Genomic DNA, 20,788 nt, shown 5'->3' with positions numbered 1-20,788 from the left:
GCTCGTGCATTGCAAAGCGACGTGTATCTGACTACGGATGCGAAGAAGAGAGCCTACGCCGTAATCGCCGATAAGGGCGCTTCAACAACGGAGCATTTATGAGGTCAATAGAGACCCGGGGCGCGGCCGTCCGGGGTGCGTAAGATTGGGTCAATTGCAACCCGCAGCCGGGAACGTCGGCTAAGCGAATTCTGTTTATCACACTTGCCTCGCGAATGTGTAACCGCGAGAAGCGTCCGCAAGTCTGGTCTGGCGATAACTTACGATTGGTTCGGTGTCTAACGCCGTATGTTTTGATGAAAAGAGGTGTCTTGTGAGAGTCCTTGTCGCGGTAAAGCGCGTGATTGACTACAACGTGAAAGTCCGCGTGAAATCGGATGGTACCGGCGTCGATATCGCGAACGTAAAAATGTCGATGAATCCGTTCGATGAAATCGCCGTGGAAGAAGCGGTGCGTCTGAAGGAAGCGGGCGTCGCGACCGAAGTGATCGCCGTGTCGGCCGGTGTGATGCAGGCGCAGGAAACGCTGCGCACGGCGTTGGCCATCGGCGCGGACCGCGCGATCCTGATCGAATCGAACGAAGAGCTCCAGCCGCTCGCCGTCGCGAAGCTGCTCAAGGCGCTGGTCGACAGGGAGCAGCCGCAACTGGTGATCCTCGGCAAACAGGCGATCGACGACGACTCCAACCAGACCGGCCAGATGCTCGCTGCGCTCGCGAACCTTCCGCAGGCGACGTTCGCATCGAAGGTCACCGTTGCCGATGGCAAGGTCACCGTTGCACGTGAAGTGGACGGCGGCGCCGAAACGCTGTCGCTGACGCTGCCCGCGGTCGTCACGACCGATCTGCGCCTGAACGAGCCGCGCTACGTGACGTTGCCCAATATCATGAAGGCGAAGAAGAAGCCGCTGGAGTCGATCAAACCCGAAGACCTCGGCGTCGATGTCATGCCGCGTCTGAAGACGCTGAAAGTCGCCGAACCGCCGAAGCGTTCCGCCGGTGTCAAGGTGCCGGACGTGAAGACGCTGGTCGAGAAGCTTAAGACCGAAGCGAAGGTGCTGTGAGGAGACCCGACAAATGACGAACCTGGTAATTGCAGAACACGATAATGCGTCGATCAAGGCCGCGACGCTCAACGCCATCGCAGCGGCGCAGAAGATCGGCGGCGAGATTCACGTGCTGGTGGCGGGGCATAACGCGCAGGGCGCGGCCGATGCGGCCGCGGAGATCGCGGGCGTCGCCAAGGTGCTGCTCGCTGATGCGCCGCAACTGTCCGAAGGGCTTGCGGAAAACGTCGAAGCGACCGTATTGAAGATCGCGAAGAACTACACGCACATCCTCGCGCCGGCAACCGCCTACGGCAAGAACATCGCGCCGCGGATCGCCGCGAAGCTCGACGTCGCGCAGATCAGCGACGTCACCGCAGTGGATTCGCCGGACACGTTCGAGCGTCCGATCTACGCGGGCAACGCAATCGCGACGGTCCAATCACAGGATCCGATCAAGGTGATCACTGTTCGCTCGACCGGCTTCGACGCGGTCGCAGCGGAGGGCGGGAGCGCAGCGATCGAGAAGATCGAATCTGCCGCCGACGCCGGCATCGCGCAGTTCGTTAACCGCGAAGTGACGAAGCTGGACCGTCCGGAACTGACGAGCGCAAAGATCATCGTGTCGGGTGGCCGTGGTCTGGGCAATGGCGAAAACTACACGAAGGTACTGGAGCCGCTCGCCGACAAGCTCGGCGCGGCGCTCGGCGCATCGCGCGCGGCGGTCGACGCGGGCTTCGTGCCGAACGACTATCAGGTCGGCCAGACCGGCAAGATCGTCGCCCCGCAACTGTATGTCGCGGTCGGCATCTCGGGCGCCATTCAGCATCTCGCCGGCATGAAGGACTCGAAGGTCATCGTCGCGATCAACAGGGACGAAGAAGCGCCGATCTTTAGTGTTGCAGATTACGGCCTGGTCGGTGATCTTTTTTCAGTTGTGCCTGATCTTATAGATTGCATTGGACACTTCGCGTGATTTGTACCTAAACGGACCCAATTGAGCTTCGTTCAGAGTTCGTGGCAGTGGTGATTGGGTGCCACGCGAAACCAATATCTAAGCTACTAGCACGGGAAAACTGCGGGCACTTTATCGAGCGCATCGCTTGATCGCCCGATATTCCTGAATGACCATGTGCTGTAGGAATTTATCTCTGCTTTGATCCGGACAAAGTAAATCCAAACGGATCAGGCATCGCGCGTGGGCATCCTATCGGCGCGACCGGTGCGATTCTGACCGTCAAGGCGTTATACGAACTGCGGCGCGTAGGATGAAAGCACGTGCTCGTGACGATGTGCATTGGGGGCGGCTAGGGAATTGCCGCAATTTTCCGCAGGGAGTGAGGCGTTCCACGTTGATCTCGATACCGGGCGGCATTTTGCGATGATGCCGGTTTGTCGCCATGGATTGAATGGCTCACAACGCGATTCATGTAGTGGCTTAGAAATCGCATGCGAACCTGACGAGCTTTATTGCGGCAACGCGTTCGATGCTGCGGATATCTCCGTGAAGTTCGCGCTGTGTTCCCTTTCTCAGGAATCAATCTATGCGGTGATGCACCTGCGTGATTGAGGCGCGGAATCACGGCGGGCAACTCTTGCATGGCGCGTTTCGGTTTGAAGATGCTGGCACGACGCGAAACGGCATGAAAGTCTACCGCCCGGCTTTATCGGAGCGTGGCAGCCAGAACACCATTACCATAGGAGATCGACATGAGCGACAGCGAAAAAGCAGGGCGACCGGCGAACGATCGCCGAACCGGGTCCCAGCCAATTCGAGAGGCCAGTGCTGGCGATCGAAGTCGTCGCGCGCGCACGCGCCAAGCCGCAAACTGGGCGTGGGCGACGCCGCATGACCAATATGACTGGATGGATTCACACACGCTTTCTGGCGACTTGGACAAACACTGAGCCGTTTGGACGGGCGGGCTGCATACGATGACCTACGCACCTATTAAATCCCTCCTGATTGCCAACCGCTCCGAGATCGCAATCCGTGTGATGCGCGCCGCGGCGGAGATGGACATTCGTACGGTCGCCATCTATTCGAAGGAAGACCGACTCGCGCTGCAACGATTCAAGTCCGACGAAAGCTACCTGGTGGGCGAGGGAAAAGAGCCGCTAGCGGCCTATCTCGATATTGATGACGTCCTTCGGGTCGCAAGGCAGGCTAACGTCGATGCGATCGATCCCGGGTATGGCTTTCTCTCCGGGAATCCGGGATTCGCCCAGGCGGTGATCGATGCTGGCATGCGCTGGATCGGCCCGACGCCGGAGGTGAAGCGCATGCTCGGCAACAAGGTCGCGGCGCGCAACTCCACGATCGCCGCCGGCGTCCCCGTGATGCCCGCTTCCGATCCGTTGCCGCACGACCTCGAACAATGCAGGCGGCTCGCAGCGTAGATCGGCTACCGGTTGATGCTGAGGAAAACTGAACAAGCATGCGGCCGAGCAAATCCGTCGCGTTGTTGACAATGCGTTCGTCCTTGCTTGATCCAGGTCGTTGATGGTCGTAATTAATTGGCGTTAGTCACTTAAATCACAGGAGAAATCATGGAAAAGCTTTCTGGAAAAACGGCGCTCGTAACTGGCGCAGCAGGCGGACTCGGGTCGACGATCGCAGCGGAGCTCGCTCAGCGTGGTGTAAAGGTTCTGCTAACCGATCTTCAAGAAGAGCGCTTGGAGAAAGTTGCTAGCACAATCGAGGGCGCCCGCTTCGTCCAGCATGACGTCACAAACGAGGTCAGTTGGCAACACGCTATCGAGGCCGCGATGCAAAACTTTGGGGGCCTCGACATTGTCGTGAACAACGCGGGAGTTGCGGTTTTTTCGCTTCTGGAGAACTTGTCGCTGGAGAAATTCCAATTCATGCAGCGTGTGTGCCTGGATGGAGCGTTTCTCGGCACAAAATGGGGTATCCAGACAATGCGCCCGGGCGGCTTGGCCGGTAAGGGTGGATGCATCATAAACATCTCCTCTCTGGCGGGCATTGTTGGATCGGTCGGTCTTGGAGGCTATTCGGCTGCGAAGGGCGGGGTGCGGCTTCTGACAAAGGCCGCTGCTATCGAATGCGCCCATTTGCGCCACGGCATCCGGGTAAATTCTATTCACCCTGCGGTTGTCAAAGGTGGCTTTGGAGACACGGTTTTCAGTGACATGGTTAAGGCGGGTTTGGTACCCGATGAGGCTACCGCCGAAGCAGCCCTAAACAGTTTTCATCCGATGGGCCTGGGTGAGCCGGAAGATGTCGCCGACGGCGTCTGCTATGTCGCTTCTGCAAAGTGGATGAATGGTGCTGAGCTCGTTCTAGACGGCGGCGCCAGCGCACAATAAACAGTTTTCGGGGGGCCTAACCAGACGTTCTTCGCCTCGGTGTGCGCACGTTGTTCTGAAGCCAGAGAGTGGCGCAAGGCGTTTGCGCCATTCAGAAGAATGGGCCGCCAGGTTGCCTTCATCGAGGCTACCGGTGCTCCGCATGACGCCTGACGGCTATGCTTCTTCAACGAGCTCGAAGGTGTTTGCCTTAGATGTCTTGGACAGCCGTTCTGCCCCCAGCCACTCTCCACGCCTGAGAATGTCGTCCACCAGTTTGTGGACGAGCTTCTGGCCTTCACGGACGGCCGGTGAATGAGACCTCGCGGTGTTCTCGCAGAGTGCCCAGCTCATGAACATCCCGCGAATAGGGCTCCAGGATACTTCATCCTGATAGCGCGCGTTACCGCTCACCGCGCAGCAGGGCGTGACGGTATCGCAGATACCTTGTCGAGCAAGCTCTATCGAGAGGTTCATCGCGTCAATCTCGAATAGCGTCCTGAACTGAAGTCCTCTTCTTTCAAGCGAGTTCTCGATCTGGGCGCGGATGACATTTGGCTTGCCGGGCAGCGCGAGTTTCAGGTTCTCCAGGCGCGACAATGGAACCGGTCTGTCCGGCCGAAGCGGCGTGCTGCTGTGCGATACGAGAATGAGCGGCTCACGCACCAGTGGAGTATGAACATAGCCCTGCGGCGGATTCCCTTCAAAAGGCACTATTGCCAGGTCGAGCATGCCGGAGTGCATGACTTCGCGCAGTTCGTGGCTCGCGCCCTCATGGATTCGCAACGAGACCCCAGGAAACTCCTGAACGAGCTGCGAGATATACGCGGAGGTGAACATGTGCTGCCACGACGGCGCAACGCCGATGGACAACTGGCCTGCCGCGCGGTCCCCAACTTCTTCCACAAGCTTGGACAGCTGACGCAGGATTGGCCGCGCGCGCTCCAATAGCAGTGTTCCCGCCTCGGTGAGCGTCACTCCGCCTTGCGTGCGGGTGAACAACTTCGCGCGCATCTGATGCTCGAGCAAAGCAATATGCCGCGACATCGCCGGCTGTGACAGGCGAAGGTCGCTCGCCGCCTTGTTGATGCTGCCGAGCTCAGCGACACGCAAGAAATATTCGATAAGTCTGGAATCCATCGTCCGCCTCCATTACGCCTCATTCGTTCAACCCCGGCGCTTGTTATCGCATTTCAATTATAGGGTGGTTGTGGAGGCCGGCATCCTGTCAGGGGGGGCGCCGCGATCCTCCTCAAATAGGATGTATGTCATTGAAGACAAAGGTATTGGCAGATGAAGTTCGCTTTGCTATACCCTCAAAAGCGAGGGTTTTCACCGATATCAAGAAGGCGGATTAGTTCTATAGAGAATCCGCATTATCGGCATAACGGGTGCATCGCTACTATTTGACCAAGGTCAAGCACTGGGAGCGGGTTGACGCTCCAGGAAGCCGTGGTTGAGACCTTCCCGTAAGTCAGTCAAACCATGCCATCGCGCATGGAATCAAACATACATAGGAGACAGACCGTGTCACTGGCCGTGCTGAGCGCATCCCATACGCCTCTTATGAAAGACGGCGTCACCACGGATGATGTCCGGGTTGCTGTGAAACGCGGTTTTCGCGAACTGGCCGAACGCGCTGAACAGTTCCAGCCTGACCTCGTCATCCAGTTTGCGCCTGACCACTTCAACGGATTCTTCTACGACGTAATGCCGAGCTTTTGCGTCGGTATTAACGCGTCGTCCGTCGGTGACTGCGGCACATCCACTGGCACGCTGCCTGTCACATCGACTGAAGCTCAGGAGTTGAGTGAGTTCCTGATTGAAGACGGCTTCGATATCGCCGTGTCGTATCGCATGCAGGTCGACCACGGGTTCGTGCAAATCTGGGAAGAGATGTTCGGCGACTTTTCCCGATATCCGACCATCCCGATTTTCATCAACAGCGCTGCGCCTCGGCTTCCTGCTTTCAGGCGCGCCCGGGTCCTTGGCGAGGCCGTGGGCCGTTGGGCTGCGGCGACAGGAAAGCGTGTGCTGTTTTCGGCATCGGGCGGCCTGTCTCACGACCCGCCCACGCCGAGCATCGCTACTGCCCCTGATGAGGTGAAGGCGCGTCTCATTGATGGCCGTAACGCAACTGAGGAAATGCGCCACGCACGTGAGCAACGTGTCCTAGCCGCAGGCGCACGCGCGTTTGCAGGCGAGCCGGGGATTTTGCCGGTGGACGCTGATTGGGTCGCGACCTTCATCCAGCAGCTTCAGTCCGGAAACGTCTCGCAACTCGATGCGATGACGACGAAGGAGGTCCGCGAAAAAGCGGGCCGCGGCGGTCCGGAAGTCCTCGCCTGGGTCGCGGCCTTCGCCGCGCTTTCCGTCGACTGTGAATACACGGCCGACCTCATTTACTACGAAGCCATCCAGGGCTGGATTGCTGGGATGGCAATGATGTTCGCTCAATCGAAGAAGCCGCGTGCATGAGCTTAGGCGCGAATCAAGGAGATATGTCATGGGTATCAGAACCGGAAAGCAGTTCATCGAGGGTCTTCGCAATCGTCCGCGAGACGTATGGGTGCGCGGTGAGCGCGTGGAGGACGTAACGACTCATGCGGCATTCAAGGGCGCTGTCGAGCAGTTGGCGGCGCTCTACGACACGCAGCATGACCCGGAACTGCGGGACAAGGTCACCTACGTCGTGCAGGAGACTGGTGAGCGCGCTGGTCTTGCGTTCATGCCGGCGAAGTCGGCTGACGACCTTCGCAAGCGTCGTGAAGCGTATCGCATCTGGGCGGAAACGAACTTTGGCCTCATGGGCCGCTCGCCGGACTTCATGAACGTGACGCTGCTCTCATTCTGGGAGGCACGCGACGACTTCGCGAAAGGCGGCGAGCAGTTTGGCGAGAACATCGTCAAGTACTACGAGTACATCCGCGACAACGACCTCTTCCTGAGTCATGCGCTCATCACGCCACAGAACGACCGCTCGAAGCAGTCGTCGGAGCAGGCGAGCATGCACCTTCGCGTCGTGAAGGAAACGTCGGAAGGCATTTACGTCAGCGGCGCCCGCATGATTGCGACCCTCGGCCCGGTCTCCGACGAAATGATTATGTACAACCTGCCGCAGTTCAAGGCAGGCGATGAAGACCACGCGCTTATCTTCGCGGTCCCGACGGACGTGAAGGGCCTGCGCCAGATTGCTCGCGACCCGTACTACGTCGAGGCGCACGAGAGCTACGACCATCCGCTGTCGACGCGCTTCGAAGAAAACGACTCGCTGCTCATCTTCGATAATGTCCTCGTGCCGTGGGAGCGTGTTTTCTGCTATCGGCAGGTTGAACTGTCGAACAAGCTGTACTCGCACACCGCAGTCCGCAATCACACCGCGCACCAGACGAATACTCGTGCGCTCGTGAAGATGCAGTTCTCGGTAGGACTCGCTATTGCTGTGGCGAAGTCCATCAAGGCTGACCAGTTCCTCCACGTTCAGCAGATGCTCGGTGAACTGCTCGGCTATATAGAGCAAGTCAAGAGCGCGCTGGTGCGTTCGGAGTACGAGTCCGAGCTGACGGAAGTCGGTACCATCCGTCCGTCTCTCGCTCCGTTGCAGGCAATTCGAACGATGCTTCCCTTCGCGTATCCGCGCGTCATCGAAGTGTTGCAGACCATCGGCGCGGGCGGCTTCATGCTTATGCCGAGCGGAGCTGATTTCCGTGCGCCGGAGCTTTCCGACGACCTCGCACTGTACTACCAGGGTGCCGGTGGCATGCCGTCCGTGGACCGTGTGCGTCTCTTCAAGCTCGCATGGGACCTCGCGGGCGAAGCGTTCGGCCAACGCCTCGTGCAGTACGAGCGCTACTACGCCGGTGACCCCGTCCGTAATCTCGCGATGAACTACCTGAGCAACCAGAGCCCGGACATGCAGCGCCTCGTGGATAACGCATTAGCACTCGCAGGCCGTCCGGAAGTGGGAAAAGACGTCAAGGCTAGCTCTGTCAAAGAGCTGGAGCCCGCACTGGACTAGCCACGTCGATGTGGTCCGCGAACAGAGCCCGTTCCCGGACCGCTCGCTGCACAGGAGCGAACCATGTCTTCAATCAACGTTACGGATGGCGCGTCGGAACGCAAGTGCGACATCGCCGCGGCTGACTTTCGCCATGCACTCGGTCATTTCGCGACGGGTATTACCGTGATTTCGACGCGGGATGCACAGGGCAAGCCTTATGGCGCGACAGTAAGCTCGTTTGCGTCGCTGTCGCTCGACCCTCCGCTCATTCAGTGGAGCCTAACCACGACGTCGTACTCGTATCGCATCTTCAGTCAGGCAACTTACTTCGCGGTGAACATCCTGGCCTCGGACCAGGAGAATGTTTCCCGAATTTTCTGCAAACCGCTGGACCGCTTCTCGCATGTCGATTCGCTGGAAGGTGTCGAAGGTCTTCCGCTCGTTGCAGGTTGCCTCGGCTGGATTGAGTGTGTGCGTGAACGCGAAGTCGAAGCAGGCGATCACACCATCTTCATCGGCCGCGTGCTCCGTACGCGGGTCGCCAAAAAGTCGCCGCTCCTTCATTGGCGGGGAGCGTACCACTCACTTGAAGTCGGCGCGCTCTCTTGACTTTTACTTTGCTGCGGCGACACACAAAGAGGTTTTACATGTCGGACGCAATCATTGACCGACCGGCTCTCGATACTGCGAATGTTGCCGCGCTGGCTGCGGAACTGCGCAATTGCTTCGAGACGGGGCAGACGGTTGCCCCCTTGCGCACACGGACCACACGCGATGACGTCGATACGGCATACGCAATTCAGGATGCCAACACGAGCTTCTATGAAGGCCAGGGCCGCCGCCTAATCGGCCGCAAGATTGGCCTGACCTCCAAGGTCGTACAGGCGCAACTCGGCGTCGACCAGCCGGACTTCGGGATGCTGTTCGCAGATGTGGCGGCAGGCGAAGGCGAAGAAATCGCAGTGAGCCGTTTGCACCAGCCGAAGGTTGAAGCTGAGATTGCGCTCATCCTCGGGCAGGACCCCGACATCGAGCAGCCGACCATTGCGGATGTGATTCTCGCGACTGCGTTTGTCGTGCCGGCGCTCGAAATTGTTGGCAGCCGTGTCTTGAACTGGGACATCCGGATTTTCGACTCCGTTGCTGACAACGCTTCGTCGGGCATGTTCGTCCTCGGCGGTCCGGCCCGCCGACGACCTCCATTTGCGCGGTCTTCAAATGACGATGCGACGCGAACATGCGGGCGTAACCACAGGCCCGCATGTGGTTTCCACCGGCAGCGGAGCCGCCTGTCTTGGCCATCCCCTGAACGCCGCGGTCTGGCTCGCGGGGGAAGTGGCAAGGCGTGGCCGCCCACTCGAAGCCGGCGACGTAGTGTTGACCGGCGCACTTGGTCCGATGGTCCCGGTCATGGCTGGCGACACGTTCGTTGCTCAACTGTCGGGACTCGGCGAAGTCACGGTTAAATTCGTTTTAAGAGGTTTGCAATGTCCAAAACCAAAGTGGCCATCATCGGTTCGGCAACATGACGAACAGGCAGTCTGAGATACAGCAGAGCAGTTGGTAAATGACCGGCCTCGAGAACGAGCCCGGCAATCACAAGAAGAAAAATTCAATCCACGTTTGGAGGAAGACATGAACGAGTATGTTGCTTCGGGAAACGATAGCGACGTCATAAAGCGTCGTGCATACCGGAAAGTATGGTGGCGCATTATTCCTTTGTTGTTTGTTTGCTACGGCATCGCATTTATCGACCGTATCAACCTTGGCTTTACCAAGCTTCAGATGAGCGATGCGCTGGGCATCAATGCTACGTGGTATGGCATTGCGGCCGGAGCGTTCTTCATCACTTACGCGCTTTGTGAGATTCCCAGCAACATTCTCCTGGCAAGGTGGGGAGCGCGTATTACGTTTGTCCGCATCATGTTTCTGTGGGGACTCGCAACCGGTGCCACAGCATTCATCACGACCGTTGGCCATCTGGTGACGCTTCGCCTGCTGGTTGGTGCGTTCGAAGCGGGTTTCCTGCCGGGTATCGTGCTTTATCTGACGTTCTGGTTTCCCGCGAGCATGCGCGCTCGCGTGACCGCAGTCATCTTTGTTGCCAATGCCGCAGCCGGCTCTGTCGCGGCGCCCATTAGTGGCTGGATTCTCAGCAGCATGAACGGCGTTTGGGGGCTCGAAGGGTGGAAGTGGGTCTTTATCCTCGAGGGGCTGCCTGCATGCGTTATGGGCCTCGTCTGCCTGAAAGCGTTGCGCGACCGGCCGGAAGAAGCCGAGTGGCTCACCGACGCGGAAAAGGCAGCAATCAAGGCTGACCTTGCATCGGAGGCGGTGACGCATCCCGACCATTCCAGGGGTGTGCTGCGTCAGGTCCTCGCAAACCCGATTAACTACATGGTCGCCTTCCTTTTCTTCACGGCAATCTGCAGCAACTATCTGCTCTTCTTCTGGTTGCCAACCATCGTCAAAGAGAGTGGCGTCGCCTCTCTCTTGAACGTTGGTCTGCTTACGGCCATTCCTCTTGCCATGGGCTTCGTTGGCGCGGTGTTCCTGAGCTGGAGTTCTGATTGGCTCAAGGAGCGGCGCTGGCACCTGGCCCTTTGCTTTTGCCTGCTAGCGCTGGGCCTGATTGCGAGCACGTCGACGCATTCTCTGCCGCTAATGCTCGTCTCATTCGCCGTTGCAAGCTTTGCAACTGGCGCGAGTGGCCCCCTTATCTGGGCTATTCCGCCTGCTTACCTCGGCAAAAAGGCTGCGCCTGTCGGTCTCGCGTTCATCAGTACGCTCGGCAATATCGCTGGGTTCGGAAGCCCGCCCTTGCTTGGCTACATCAAGATGACGACGGGAAGTCTGACGCCAGGCGTCATTGGCATCGCGCTGCTGTCTGCTGTCGGCGCGCTCTGTATCGCCTTCGCCTTCCCTGAGCAAGCAGTCCGCGTACGTGGCAAGGACGTGCTCGAAGGTTTCGAACAGGCTTAAGGGCTCGGCCAGCAACGTAAAACGAGACCACATTTAGACGACGGGGGGCGCCCTTGTGGCGCCCTGCACGCAAAGTTTCGTGTGCAGCCAGTGGGAAGTGCCCATGGATGCGTTTTTATAATTTTGTGTGCGGCCGGATGGATACATGGCGTGGCGACAACTTGACGATGTATCCGACCGCGCTACCGCGCGACAGATGCTTCGGTCGGCTCTCGAGAGCGTACTGGGCACGGTTTGAGAATTCTTCCGGCCGTAGTTTGAATGCAGCGGCCAGCGCCGCTGCTCTGTTCCACCTAAAATTTCACAGGAATCGAGTATGAGCACGAATACTGCACACACCGAAGCTTCCACGAGCAAATTCGCTCGCATCAAGGAAGGCGGCCTTGACCTTCAGATTCAATACAACGATATGGGCAACGGTCCCGAGACCGTAGTCATGCTCCATGGTTCTGGCCCGGGCGCAAGCGGCTGGGCGAATTTCAACCGTAATCTGGAACGTGCCGCTGTGTCGCCAGTTCGCACGCCTTGACGACGGTATGGCGCGTTTGCCTTATCAAAGCACGATTCTGCGGTTTCGCCATCTGCTCGAAACGCATGGTCTGGCGGCACAAATGCTCGCACTGGTCAATGAGATCCTGACGGAGAAAGGCTTGATGCTAAAGGCTGGATCGGCAGTGGGCGCCACCTTGATTGCCGCGCCCAGTTCCACAAAGAACGGTTCCGGCACCCGTGATCCAGAAATGCACTCGACACAGAAAGCCGGCAACTGGTAACAGAGTGGATCATCGCGGAGCGACTCGAGCGATGCAGAAATCGATTGCTTCATAGAAGCCAGGTTAGGGAAACAATTTGCCAAATCGCGTACGAAGAAGGATTCAAAAACATTAGCCACTTTAATCGAGCCTTCAAGAATCGATTTGGCGAAAGCCCAGGCCAACTGAGAGACCGTATCCGCTGCGAAAGCCTTCCGTCAGTCGACGCCGAAAGGGGCGTCCAGCTGGAAGTCATGTGAGCATCTGTGTGCCCGTGCCCGTGCTGACGCGCCACGTTTCACTGCGCGAACGCGCTATCAACTAAAGTCCATCGCTCTCTGCGGTATGACGCTCGTCCGTCACAACGGGCATCCCTCCCAACGTTTCCAATCTGCGGCCGGCAGCATCTTCCATCGATGCTGTCCCGCGAAGCATCGCCATGTGATCCGCGGATGTCGCTGCCGGACAAGCAAAGCTTTTCCGCCCTGTGAGCAAAGGTGGACAGTCCGCGAACGCCTATTGTTCCAGTAGCGGAAATACGCGCGACGCTCACACCAACGGCCGCATACCGCAATAAGAGCCGATGCTTCGCCATGGGCAACTATCCAGGAGACGCAAGTGCCTGATACCCCCATTCAAGGCAATCCTGCCTCTGCGCTGTTCGACGAAGAGGCGGGGACGATCAGTCCACTGGTCCACTCCGACCGGGGTATCCACGAGACAGGAACTGGCCCGCATCTTCGGGCGGTCGTGGATGTTCATCGCTCACGAGAAACATATTCCCAAGACCGGGGACTTCCTCTCCACGTACATGGCGGAGGATCCCGTCGTTGCAGCTCGGCAAAAGGAAGGGCCCCTGCCTCGCTACGGCGTCGAGCCTGCGGAACACGCTTTCCTTCACGCTCATTTCGTCGAAGGCGGCCTTGATGATCAGGTCGGCGTCATCGGCAAAAGGCGCCCATGCAAATAGAGGCGCGCAAATACGTAAGCATACGCTGAACATACTGCGTCGGAGGTTCGTAAAGCGTCCTCCGCTCAACAACCGAAGAGGAGGTGTACATGAGTATTTCATACAGTGGAGGGTGCGCCTGCAAGGCGATTCGCTACGAGTGCTCGGCCGAGCCGATTTTCTCATTGAACTGCCATTGCCGTGACTGTCAACGTGCAACCGGCAGTGCTTACGCCTCGGTGCGGATCGTGCCTGCTCCCGCGTTTCGGATCGTATCGGGCGAGCCTCGATATCACAGGGTAAAGAGTGATCTCGGCCACGACGTGGAGCGCGGCTTTTGCCCCGATTGCGGATCGCCCATCCTTGGAACGATCGCGGAGAAGCCCGAGATAGTGCTGATCTTCTGCGGCAGTCTCGATGATCCCAGCCAGTATTCGCCCTCGATGGACTTCTACACCACCAGTGCTCAGCCGTGGGACTTCATGGATCCGGCGCTGACGAAATATGCCAAAGGTCTGCCCAACTCATAACGCGTTGCTTAAATCCAAAGGAGACGAACGTGCTGCAACTGAAAACTGAACTGAACTTGCCGGACGTTTGCCTGACCGGTTTCGAAACGCCGCTGTCTGAAGAGGAGCGCGCCGTTCAGGAGACGCTTCATCGGTTTGCCAAGGAAGTCCTCCGCCCAATGGGCACGGCGCTGGACAAGATGACCGCGGAGCAGGCCATTGCCCCAGGATCGCCTTTTTACTCGGTCTTTACAGAGTTCGCGAAGCTCGGCGTAGATCCCGCGCTGTTCGCTTCGCTGCCCGCCGAGACGGCGTTGCGCATGGAATCGATGATCGCCGAGGAGCTCGGATGGGGCGACAGCGGGCTTGCTCTGTCGCTGGGCATCGCCAACTTCCCTATGCAACTGGCTGTTACGGCTGGCAAGCAGGAACTGGTCGAGCTGTGTGCCGGCCGCATCGGGTGCTGGATTGGAACGCAGCCCGACCGGGGCAGTGACTTCCAGGTGTTCGACATCGAACGCGATTGGCCCCACGGCACGCCGGGTAATCAAGGCAACCTGTGGGCGAAGGTGGGCGACGACGAGATCGTGATCAACGGACAAAGCTCGGCCTGGGTATCCAACGGCGCCGTTGCGCAAGTGGCGATCGCCTATATGGGTGCGGACTATGGCGATGGACGGCTCGACAAGAACGGCCTGCCGCACGGTGTCGGGGTGATCATCCCTCTCGACCTTCCCGGGGTCTCGCGCGGCAAGCCGCTTGAAAAAATCGGCCTGCGCGCGCTTCCTCAAGGGGAAATCTATTTTGACAACGTTCGTGTGCCGAAACGCTTCGCCGTCGCGTTGAAGGACGAATACTACGGCAATTTTGCTTCGGTTTGGTCCTACGCCGGAGCACACACGTCGCCGATATTCGTGGGCGTCGCCCGCGCGGCGTTCGAGATGGCGCTGCAGTACTGCCATGAACGCAAACAGGGCGGAAGGCTGCTGATTGATCATCAGCTGACGCGTTATCGTCTCGGCGACATGCTGCGCCGGATTGAGCTGGCCCGCGCGACTTCTCGGCGCTCACTCGCGTTTGCTCGCCTTTCGGAGCGGACCCACCCCTATGTCACCGCAGCCAACAAGGTGACGGTAACCGAAGAGGCGATGAAAGTGGTTCACGAGGCGCTCCAGCTTTTCGGCGCGGTGGGCACGACACGCGAATATCCCATCGAGAAGCTGTTCCGCGACACCCGCCCCTCCCTTATCGGGGATGGCGAGAGCTACACGGTGACCATGCGCCTTGGGCTTCTCTGTCAGCAGCTCTATGCGGAGGGTTGGTGCAATCCTTGATCCGTCGAAATGCCGCGTACAACTTCACGAATTCGCCGATTAGCAGGGGATGACAAGGAAAGTGCCTATTTCTTCCTGCGCGCTTTCCGGCCTCGCCAGCGACGCGAAAGCCGCTCGAAGGCCAGGTAGACGACGGGCGTGGTGGACAGGGGCAGCATCTGGCTGACGGCCAGCTCGCCGACCATCACCACGCCCAGCGGCCGGCGCAATTCGGTGCCGCCGCCACCGGCCAAGATCAACGGCAAGCCGCGAAGCTCAGTGGCTGCTTCCACGGCGCTCGGTGGGAGCCTTGACGAACGAAGATTTCGAATACAAGGAAGGCGCGATTCCGACATCTTCTGATGGTGAAGTCGTGGTACGCATGTGTTGAAACAATGCTGACCCCTCAACCTGGTTCAGACCACGGGAAGTAATTGCCGAGGATTATCATGAGTTGTTTCCAAAAAAAGGTCACTGTCATAACCGGTGCGGGTTCTGGAATCGGGCGCGACCTGGCGATTCAGGTTGCCCAAAAGGGCGGCCTGCTCGCGCTCTCCGATGTGAGCCTGGATGGGCTGAACGAGACGAAGAAGCAGTTGCCGAAAGGAACAGAAGCCAAGATATATCGGGTTGATGTCTCTCGGCGTGATGAGGTTTTTGATCACGCCGACGAGGTCCGGCGCGATTTCGGCACGGCGCATTTTGTGATCAACAATGCTGGTACAAATGTAATTGGCACCTTGGCCCACGTCTCCATCGAGGAAATCGAGTGGCTTTTGGGTATCAACCTTTGGGGCGTCATATACGGATGCAAGGCATTTTTGCCCATGCTGCTCGAGCAGCGTGAAGGGTGCTTGGTCAATATCTCCAGTGTCTTCGGCTTAGTGGCCTATCAGACGCAAGCTGCCTACAATATCTCCAAGTTCGGCGTTCGAGGTCTCACTGAATGCCTTTGGGCAGAGCTGGAAGGAACCGGGGTACGTGCAGTCTCCGTGCATCCCGGTGGCATTCGCACCAACATCGACAAGGCCTCGCGAAGGGCGGCCGCATCGGGTGTGGAAGAGGCGCGCTTTGATAGCTTCGCCAAGATGTTGACCACACCGCCACAGAAATGCGCTGCCGATATTCTGGCGGGAGTCGAACGTGGAGATCGTCGAGTACTTGTCGGAAATGGAGCAAAGAAGGCGTACTGGTTGAGTCGCCTTTTTCCGAATCATTACGACAGAATTTTTCGATTGATGACCCCATAAGATAATCGAATGTCCGATGGTGCGGCGGCGGCAATCCTGTGTAGCCAGGAAGGGCTTAAGCGCATTGGCGGCGACAAGTCGCGCGCGATCCGCATCTCGGCAAGTGTCATGCGCAGCTTTAGCAAGCGGACCATGGCCGAGCCTGAGAAGAATGTTGCGGCACTTACGGCGCCGCAGGCCTACGAAATCGCGGGCATCGGGCCGGAGGATATCCACGTTGCCGAGGTGCACGACGCCTCGCCGATGGGCGAAATCCCTCAGGCCGAAAATCTGGGCTTGACGCCTCGGGGGCTGGGAGGCGTTTGTGCGGAGCCACCGATTTCACGATTGGCGGACGCGTTCCGATCAACCCGTCGGGCGGCCTGGAATCGAAAGGGCATCCGCTCGGTGCGACCGGTATCGGTCAACTTTTTGAACTCGTGACCCAACAGCACGCTCCGGTGCGACGACCATCATGGGGATTGGCGAGGCGCTATTTTGAACGATGCCCAGTGCGCGCGGAGCTGTGCTTTCGTCAAGTTGTGAGAATGTGATCTTGTCCGCCAACCACGGAAGCACGCAGCTGAACGGCGCGCTGAATCGCGCCAGTGTGTTAGAGGAGCCTCATGTGAATCGTTTTGCCAATTTGCCGTCGTCGGGTGCGTCGCTGTATTCCAACCTCGATGTTGCTGCGACTCGCCATCCGGAAAAAATCGCGATTTCATACTACGGTTGCGACATGACATATGCCGAGCTGAAGCGAAAAGTCGACGCTCTTGCCGGCTTCCTTCAGCAGCGGTGTGGTGTTGTGCGTGGCGATCGCGTCGTGCTTTATATGCAGAATAGCCCGCAGTTCATCATTGGCTTTTATGCGATTGCGCGTGCAAATGCGGTTGTTGTGCCTGTAAATCCTATGAATATGATGGGCGAGATTCGTCACGTCGTTGCAGACAGTGGCGCGAAGGTCGCTCTGATTGGGGATGAGGTGCACGAGAACGCCAGGCCGTTACTCGGCAACATACTGAGTCACATCGTTGTCGCCCGCTACGCAGACTATCTACCCGAGTTCACGGACTTGCCGTTACCTGCCGTGCTAACCCGGGAAGCGGAGAACGTTGCGGATCGATCGGGCGGACCAGATTGCGAAATGTCGGGCGCGGTGCAGTGGCGTGAGGCGCTGGCGTCCAACTGTGTGCCGTCGAAGCACGTCGCCGAGCGGAATGATCTTGCGGTGATCCCGTATACGTCAGGTACAACGGGCCAGCCGAAAGGTTGCATGCACACCCATGGCAGCGCAATGCACGTCACAAGGGCGAGTGCGCAATGGTTGTCAATTGCGCAGGACGCCGTCTTCCTCTGCGCGGTCCCAATGTTTCATGTTACCGGGATGCAGCTGTGCATGAATATGGCGATTCTGTGCGGCGCAACCATGATCGTGATGACACGATGGGATGCCGGTTGTGCGGCTCGATTGATTGAGCGTCACCGTGCTACGACCTGGGTTTCGATTCCGACCATGATGATCGATTTCATGAGCCTGCCGGAACTCGACCGCTTCGATCTGAGTTCCATCGTGTGCCTTTGTGGCGGCGGCGCTGCGATGCCGAAGGCTGTGGCGCAAAAAATCGAATCTCGCTGGGGCATCTCTTATATTGAAGGCTATGGGTTGTCTGAGACCATGTCAGCGACCCATTTCAATCCTCCGGATCGAGTCAAGCAGCAATGTCTGGGAGTGCCGATCCAAGGCGTCAGTTCACTCATTGTCGATTCGACGACGCTTGAACGCACGCCAACAGGTGCGCCGGGCGAGATCGTGGTCGCCGGGGCGCAAGTTTTCGAAGGCTATTGGAAGCGTCCCGATGAGACTCGGGAGGCGTTCGTGGAAATCGATGAGAGGTGCTATCTGCGCACGGGTGATATTGGATACGTTGATGAAGATGGCTACCTATTCATAGTCGACCGGTTGAAGCGAATGATCAATGCATCCGGTTTCAAAGTGTGGCCATCCGAAGTCGAGGCGATACTTTATAGTCACCCCGCCATTCAAGAAGCATGTGTCGTGGCGGCTAGCGATGCTCGCCGTGGCGAGACGGTCAAGGCATTTGTCGTCTTGCGGGATGGCTGCAACCTCTCCGAGGAGCAAGTCATTGCATGGGCGCGCGAGCAAATGGCGTCTTACAAGGTTCCTCGCGTAGTGAAGTTCGTTTCCGCACTTCCTCGTTCCGGCAGTGGGAAAATTCAATGGCGATTGCTTCAGCAGCAAGAACGTGACAGCAACGATGCCTGAAAATGAAGGCGCCCAGAAGGCAAAGTCAGGCGGTTCCAAATTCGCCGAGTGAAGGGTAAGGGAGACGACATGAGCCGAAGGGCGCGAAGGATAAAGTTTGAAATGGTTATCGGTTGCGGGGTATTCCTACTGCTGCTGTTTGCTACTGGCGGCTCAGGAGTGTTCGGCCTCTCCCGGCTAGGGTCGATCCTGAAGGAGTTGAACTCGGGCGGTATGGCGTCGTTTCAGGACTTGTTGGAGATTCGTGCAGCGCGTTGATGTCTGGCTTCATTTGAGACGAATCGGACTCGCGCAAAACGGTGAAGAGGTAGCCACGTCAATCGGCACGATTCGCTCCGACGAAGAACGGTTGGTGCGTATTTCGGGGAAGTTGAACGCCCGTTTCGGTGAAGTCGAACAGGAGCCAAGCTGATTCGATCTTGACGCCACGGCAGCGTGACGAACTGATGGCACTGGGCAGGGACTTGCCGCGCGTGTGGTCTCATCCTTCGGCAGGCAACGAAGTGCGCAAGCGGATCTTGCGCTCCGTCCTCAAGAGATCGTGGCGCGCGTCGTCGAGACGCATATTGAACTCGTCATTCATTGGGAGGCTGGCGACCACACCGAATTAAGCGTGGTGAAGAACCGCACCGGACAGCACGGCTGGGCCACCGATGTCGCGGTCAAGGCTCTGATCACGCGGATCGCACGCCAGCTCAATGACTCTAGCATCGCCTCGCTGCTGAACCGTCTCGGTCATCGGACTGGCAAGGGGCACACCTGGACAGAGATGCGGGTGCGCTCGTTCCGAAGTGACCACCACATTGCGGTCTACCGAATCGGCGAGCGGGAAGCGCGCAGCGAACTGACGCTGGAGCTCTCGGCACGAGCAAGATGACGGTACTTCGCATGATTAGCGCCGGGACACTCGCGGCTAAACAGGCCTGCAAGGGAGCACCTTGGGTCATCAAAGCCGTCGATGTACAGCGCCCCGAGGTCTGCGCATTGGTCGCAACCCGTGGCGCGGGTCCGCTATCACAAGAACCTCGGCAAATTCCCCTTGAACTTCAATAACGTGGCGAGGTGAGCATCATGTCGCGTGCTCGGACGGCCCTGTCAGGATGAGGTTCTGTGCATTGCGCATCCAGTCACAGCCGGCGAGGGTGGCGACGATACCCTTGTCGGGCCCACGGCTCTGCCGGTACTCGATGTCCTCAACGCAGGCCTGGGGGTTCTCGAGCTTCGCAGACTTGAGCAATCGATCGAGCCGCCGGGTATCGCGCCAGGCGATCTCACGATCCACGACCATGCCGAAGCGTTCCTCGAACGACAGGCTCGTGCTGGCCGTCAGCGCCGCCTGTTCCTCGAACGCGCGAGCCATGCCGTCCAGCTTGAGGGCTGGGAGAGGGTTTGCTACATCAACATCGCGACCTCCTTGGGTCAGTGGTATTACTTGGGCCCTCGCGCGTTCTCGTGCATCCCTCCCAACGTTTCCACTCTGCGGCCGGCAGCATCGTCCATCGATGCTGTCCGGCGAAGCATCGCCATGTGATCCGCGGATGTCGCTGCCCGGCAAGCAAGGCTTTTCCGCGCTGTGAGCAAAGGTGGACAGTCCGCGAACGCCTATTGTTCCAGTAACGGAAATGCGCGCGACGCTCACACCAACGGCCGCATACCGCAATAAGAGCCGATGCTTCGCCATGCGCAACTATCCAGGAGACGCAAGTGCCTGATACCACCATTCAAGGCTATCCTGCTTCCGCGCTGTTCGACGAAGAGGCGGGGACGATCAGCCCACTGGTCTACTCCGACCAGGGTATCTACGAGCAGGAACTGGACCGACAAGCTCGACTCGATCGATAAGGGGACAATCCCAACTAACTCAGTGAGGTAAGCCACCGGCTTTGCCGGTGGACTCACCAAGGTTTGACCTTTACGACGGTCCGCGTGAATTTCCTATCTCCGCCAAGAGAAGGAGATTCACGATGAAAGAGTACCAAAGCCTGAGCCATACGAGATGGGACTGCAAGTATCACGTGGTGTTCATACCGAAGCGACGCAAGAGGAAGATCTTCGGCGTGTTGCGAAGGCAATTGGGAGAGATGTTCCACGAGCTGGCGTCGCACAAGGAGTCGAAGATTGTCGAGGGGCATGTGATGGCAGATCACGTTCACATGTGCCTGAGTATTGCGCCGAAGTACGCGGTTTCGAACGTAGTGGGCTATATCAAGGGCAAGAGCGCAATCCAGATAGCCAGGAAGTTCGGAGGGCGACAGCGGAATTTTACAGGGGAGCATTTCTGGGCCCGTGGCTACTTCGTCTCCACGGTGGGGCTGGACGAGCAGATGGTGCGAGCGTACATCCGCAATCAGGAGGCAGAAGATGAGCGGTATGACCAGATGAAGCTGGTCATGGAGTAAGCCGCCATCGGCGG

Annotated in this window: 18 protein-coding genes and 7 pseudogenes; 22 read left to right on the top strand and 3 right to left on the bottom strand. The window is 58.4% G+C overall.

Features of this window, described 5'->3' with window-relative positions; genetic code table 11:
- Positions 1–313 precede the first annotated feature (313 nt).
- From BMI01S_RS24690 to BMI01S_RS24675, 6 genes and pseudogenes are all read left to right on the top strand, one after another.
- Complete coding sequence (locus BMI01S_RS24690) at positions 314–1,063, top strand: electron transfer flavoprotein subunit beta/FixA family protein (RefSeq protein ID WP_028231798.1); 750 nt, start codon at positions 314–316, stop codon at positions 1,061–1,063.
- Positions 1,064–1,076: 13 nt separating this feature from the next.
- Complete coding sequence (locus BMI01S_RS24685) at positions 1,077–2,021, top strand: electron transfer flavoprotein subunit alpha/FixB family protein (RefSeq protein ID WP_028231797.1); 945 nt, start codon at positions 1,077–1,079, stop codon at positions 2,019–2,021.
- A 155-nt stretch (positions 2,022–2,176) separates the two neighbouring features.
- Positions 2,177–2,356: pseudogene (locus BMI01S_RS44075) on the top strand (acetyl-CoA C-acyltransferase); the annotation flags it as partial.
- Between the two features lie 4 nt (positions 2,357–2,360).
- Positions 2,361–2,615, top strand: a complete 255-nt coding sequence (locus BMI01S_RS41040; RefSeq protein ID WP_154671339.1) for a hypothetical protein — start codon at positions 2,361–2,363, stop codon at positions 2,613–2,615.
- Between the two features lie 365 nt (positions 2,616–2,980).
- Positions 2,981–3,442 (top strand): annotated as a pseudogene (locus BMI01S_RS24680) (biotin carboxylase N-terminal domain-containing protein); the annotation flags it as partial.
- 153 nt (positions 3,443–3,595) lie between these two features.
- Positions 3,596–4,375: an SDR family NAD(P)-dependent oxidoreductase gene (locus tag BMI01S_RS24675; protein ID WP_036045755.1), complete on the top strand. Its 780-nt coding sequence runs from the start codon at positions 3,596–3,598 to the stop codon at positions 4,373–4,375.
- 156 nt (positions 4,376–4,531) lie between these two features.
- Here the strand turns inward: BMI01S_RS24675 and BMI01S_RS24670 are convergent, their stop codons facing one another.
- Positions 4,532–5,494, bottom strand: coding sequence for a LysR family transcriptional regulator (locus BMI01S_RS24670; protein WP_028231794.1), 963 nt, complete (start codon positions 5,492–5,494; stop codon positions 4,532–4,534).
- A gap of 387 nt (positions 5,495–5,881) precedes the next feature.
- Between BMI01S_RS24670 and BMI01S_RS24665 the strand changes: the two genes are divergently transcribed.
- The 10 genes and pseudogenes from BMI01S_RS24665 to BMI01S_RS24625 all read left to right on the top strand — a co-directional run bounded on the left by BMI01S_RS24665 (position 5,882) and on the right by BMI01S_RS24625 (position 14,880).
- On the top strand, positions 5,882–6,832 hold the full coding sequence (locus BMI01S_RS24665) for a 3-carboxyethylcatechol 2,3-dioxygenase (protein WP_028231793.1): 951 nt from the start codon (positions 5,882–5,884) through the stop codon (positions 6,830–6,832).
- 28 nt (positions 6,833–6,860) lie between these two features.
- Positions 6,861–8,372: a 4-hydroxyphenylacetate 3-hydroxylase family protein gene (locus tag BMI01S_RS24660; protein ID WP_042290885.1), complete on the top strand. Its 1,512-nt coding sequence runs from the start codon at positions 6,861–6,863 to the stop codon at positions 8,370–8,372.
- 63 nt (positions 8,373–8,435) lie between these two features.
- Positions 8,436–8,963: a flavin reductase family protein gene (locus tag BMI01S_RS24655; protein WP_051381472.1), complete on the top strand. Its 528-nt coding sequence runs from the start codon at positions 8,436–8,438 to the stop codon at positions 8,961–8,963.
- Positions 8,964–9,001: 38 nt separating this feature from the next.
- Positions 9,002–9,899 (top strand): annotated as a pseudogene (locus tag BMI01S_RS24650) (2-keto-4-pentenoate hydratase).
- Positions 9,900–9,989: 90 nt separating this feature from the next.
- A complete protein-coding gene (locus tag BMI01S_RS24645) occupies positions 9,990–11,336 on the top strand; it encodes an MFS transporter (RefSeq protein ID WP_028231791.1) in 1,347 nt (448 codons plus the stop codon).
- Between the two features lie 316 nt (positions 11,337–11,652).
- Positions 11,653–11,832, top strand: a pseudogene (locus BMI01S_RS39310) (2-hydroxy-6-oxo-6-phenylhexa-2,4-dienoate hydrolase); the annotation flags it as partial.
- Positions 11,825–12,106, top strand: a pseudogene (locus BMI01S_RS42030) (IS5/IS1182 family transposase); the annotation flags it as partial. The pseudogenes BMI01S_RS39310 and BMI01S_RS42030, both read left to right, overlap by 8 nt.
- A gap of 47 nt (positions 12,107–12,153) precedes the next feature.
- A complete protein-coding gene (locus BMI01S_RS44070) occupies positions 12,154–12,348 on the top strand; it encodes a helix-turn-helix domain-containing protein (protein WP_407669056.1) in 195 nt (64 codons plus the stop codon).
- Between the two features lie 799 nt (positions 12,349–13,147).
- Entirely contained in the window at positions 13,148–13,567 is a 420-nt protein-coding gene (locus BMI01S_RS24630; protein ID WP_028231789.1) for a GFA family protein, read from the top strand.
- A gap of 29 nt (positions 13,568–13,596) precedes the next feature.
- On the top strand, positions 13,597–14,880 hold the full coding sequence (locus BMI01S_RS24625; RefSeq protein WP_028231788.1) for an acyl-CoA dehydrogenase family protein: 1,284 nt from the start codon (positions 13,597–13,599) through the stop codon (positions 14,878–14,880).
- A gap of 65 nt (positions 14,881–14,945) precedes the next feature.
- On the opposite strand, the gene BMI01S_RS24620 is transcribed toward BMI01S_RS24625, so the two are convergent.
- Positions 14,946–15,152 carry an efflux RND transporter permease subunit gene (locus tag BMI01S_RS24620; protein ID WP_028231787.1) on the bottom strand — a complete coding sequence of 69 codons (207 nt, stop codon included), beginning with the start codon at positions 15,150–15,152 and terminating at the stop codon, positions 14,946–14,948.
- Between the two features lie 156 nt (positions 15,153–15,308).
- Here BMI01S_RS24620 and BMI01S_RS24615 point away from each other — a divergent pair, with 156 nt between their 5' ends.
- The 4 genes and pseudogenes from BMI01S_RS24615 (at position 15,309) to BMI01S_RS24600 (ending at position 19,252) form a co-directional block, all read left to right on the top strand.
- Positions 15,309–16,109: an SDR family NAD(P)-dependent oxidoreductase gene (locus BMI01S_RS24615; RefSeq protein WP_028231786.1), complete on the top strand. Its 801-nt coding sequence runs from the start codon at positions 15,309–15,311 to the stop codon at positions 16,107–16,109.
- Between the two features lie 9 nt (positions 16,110–16,118).
- Positions 16,119–16,537: pseudogene (locus BMI01S_RS24610) on the top strand (thiolase C-terminal domain-containing protein); the annotation flags it as partial.
- A gap of 107 nt (positions 16,538–16,644) precedes the next feature.
- Positions 16,645–18,375, top strand: a complete 1,731-nt coding sequence (locus tag BMI01S_RS24605; protein ID WP_244145397.1) for a long-chain-fatty-acid--CoA ligase — start codon at positions 16,645–16,647, stop codon at positions 18,373–18,375.
- Between the two features lie 541 nt (positions 18,376–18,916).
- The gene (locus BMI01S_RS24600; protein WP_154671335.1) at positions 18,917–19,252 is read left to right on the top strand and encodes a hypothetical protein; all 336 of its coding nucleotides are present in this window, start codon (positions 18,917–18,919) and stop codon (positions 19,250–19,252) included.
- 207 nt (positions 19,253–19,459) lie between these two features.
- Here BMI01S_RS24600 and BMI01S_RS24595 read toward each other — a convergent pair.
- Positions 19,460–19,798 (bottom strand): annotated as a pseudogene (locus tag BMI01S_RS24595) (ATP-binding protein); the annotation flags it as partial.
- A 281-nt stretch (positions 19,799–20,079) separates the two neighbouring features.
- Here BMI01S_RS24595 and BMI01S_RS41030 point away from each other — a divergent pair.
- Positions 20,080–20,217, top strand: coding sequence for a hypothetical protein (locus tag BMI01S_RS41030; RefSeq protein ID WP_154671334.1), 138 nt, complete (start codon positions 20,080–20,082; stop codon positions 20,215–20,217).
- 122 nt (positions 20,218–20,339) lie between these two features.
- On the top strand, positions 20,340–20,774 hold the full coding sequence (tnpA, locus tag BMI01S_RS24590; protein ID WP_042290883.1) for an IS200/IS605 family transposase: 435 nt from the start codon (positions 20,340–20,342) through the stop codon (positions 20,772–20,774).
- The last annotated feature ends 14 nt before the right edge of the window (positions 20,775–20,788 follow it).

The organism is Paraburkholderia mimosarum LMG 23256 = NBRC 106338, assembly GCF_000739815.1.
Taxonomy (GTDB): Bacteria; Pseudomonadota; Gammaproteobacteria; order Burkholderiales; family Burkholderiaceae; genus Paraburkholderia; species Paraburkholderia mimosarum.
This window is presented reverse-complemented; position numbering and strand designations above follow the sequence as displayed.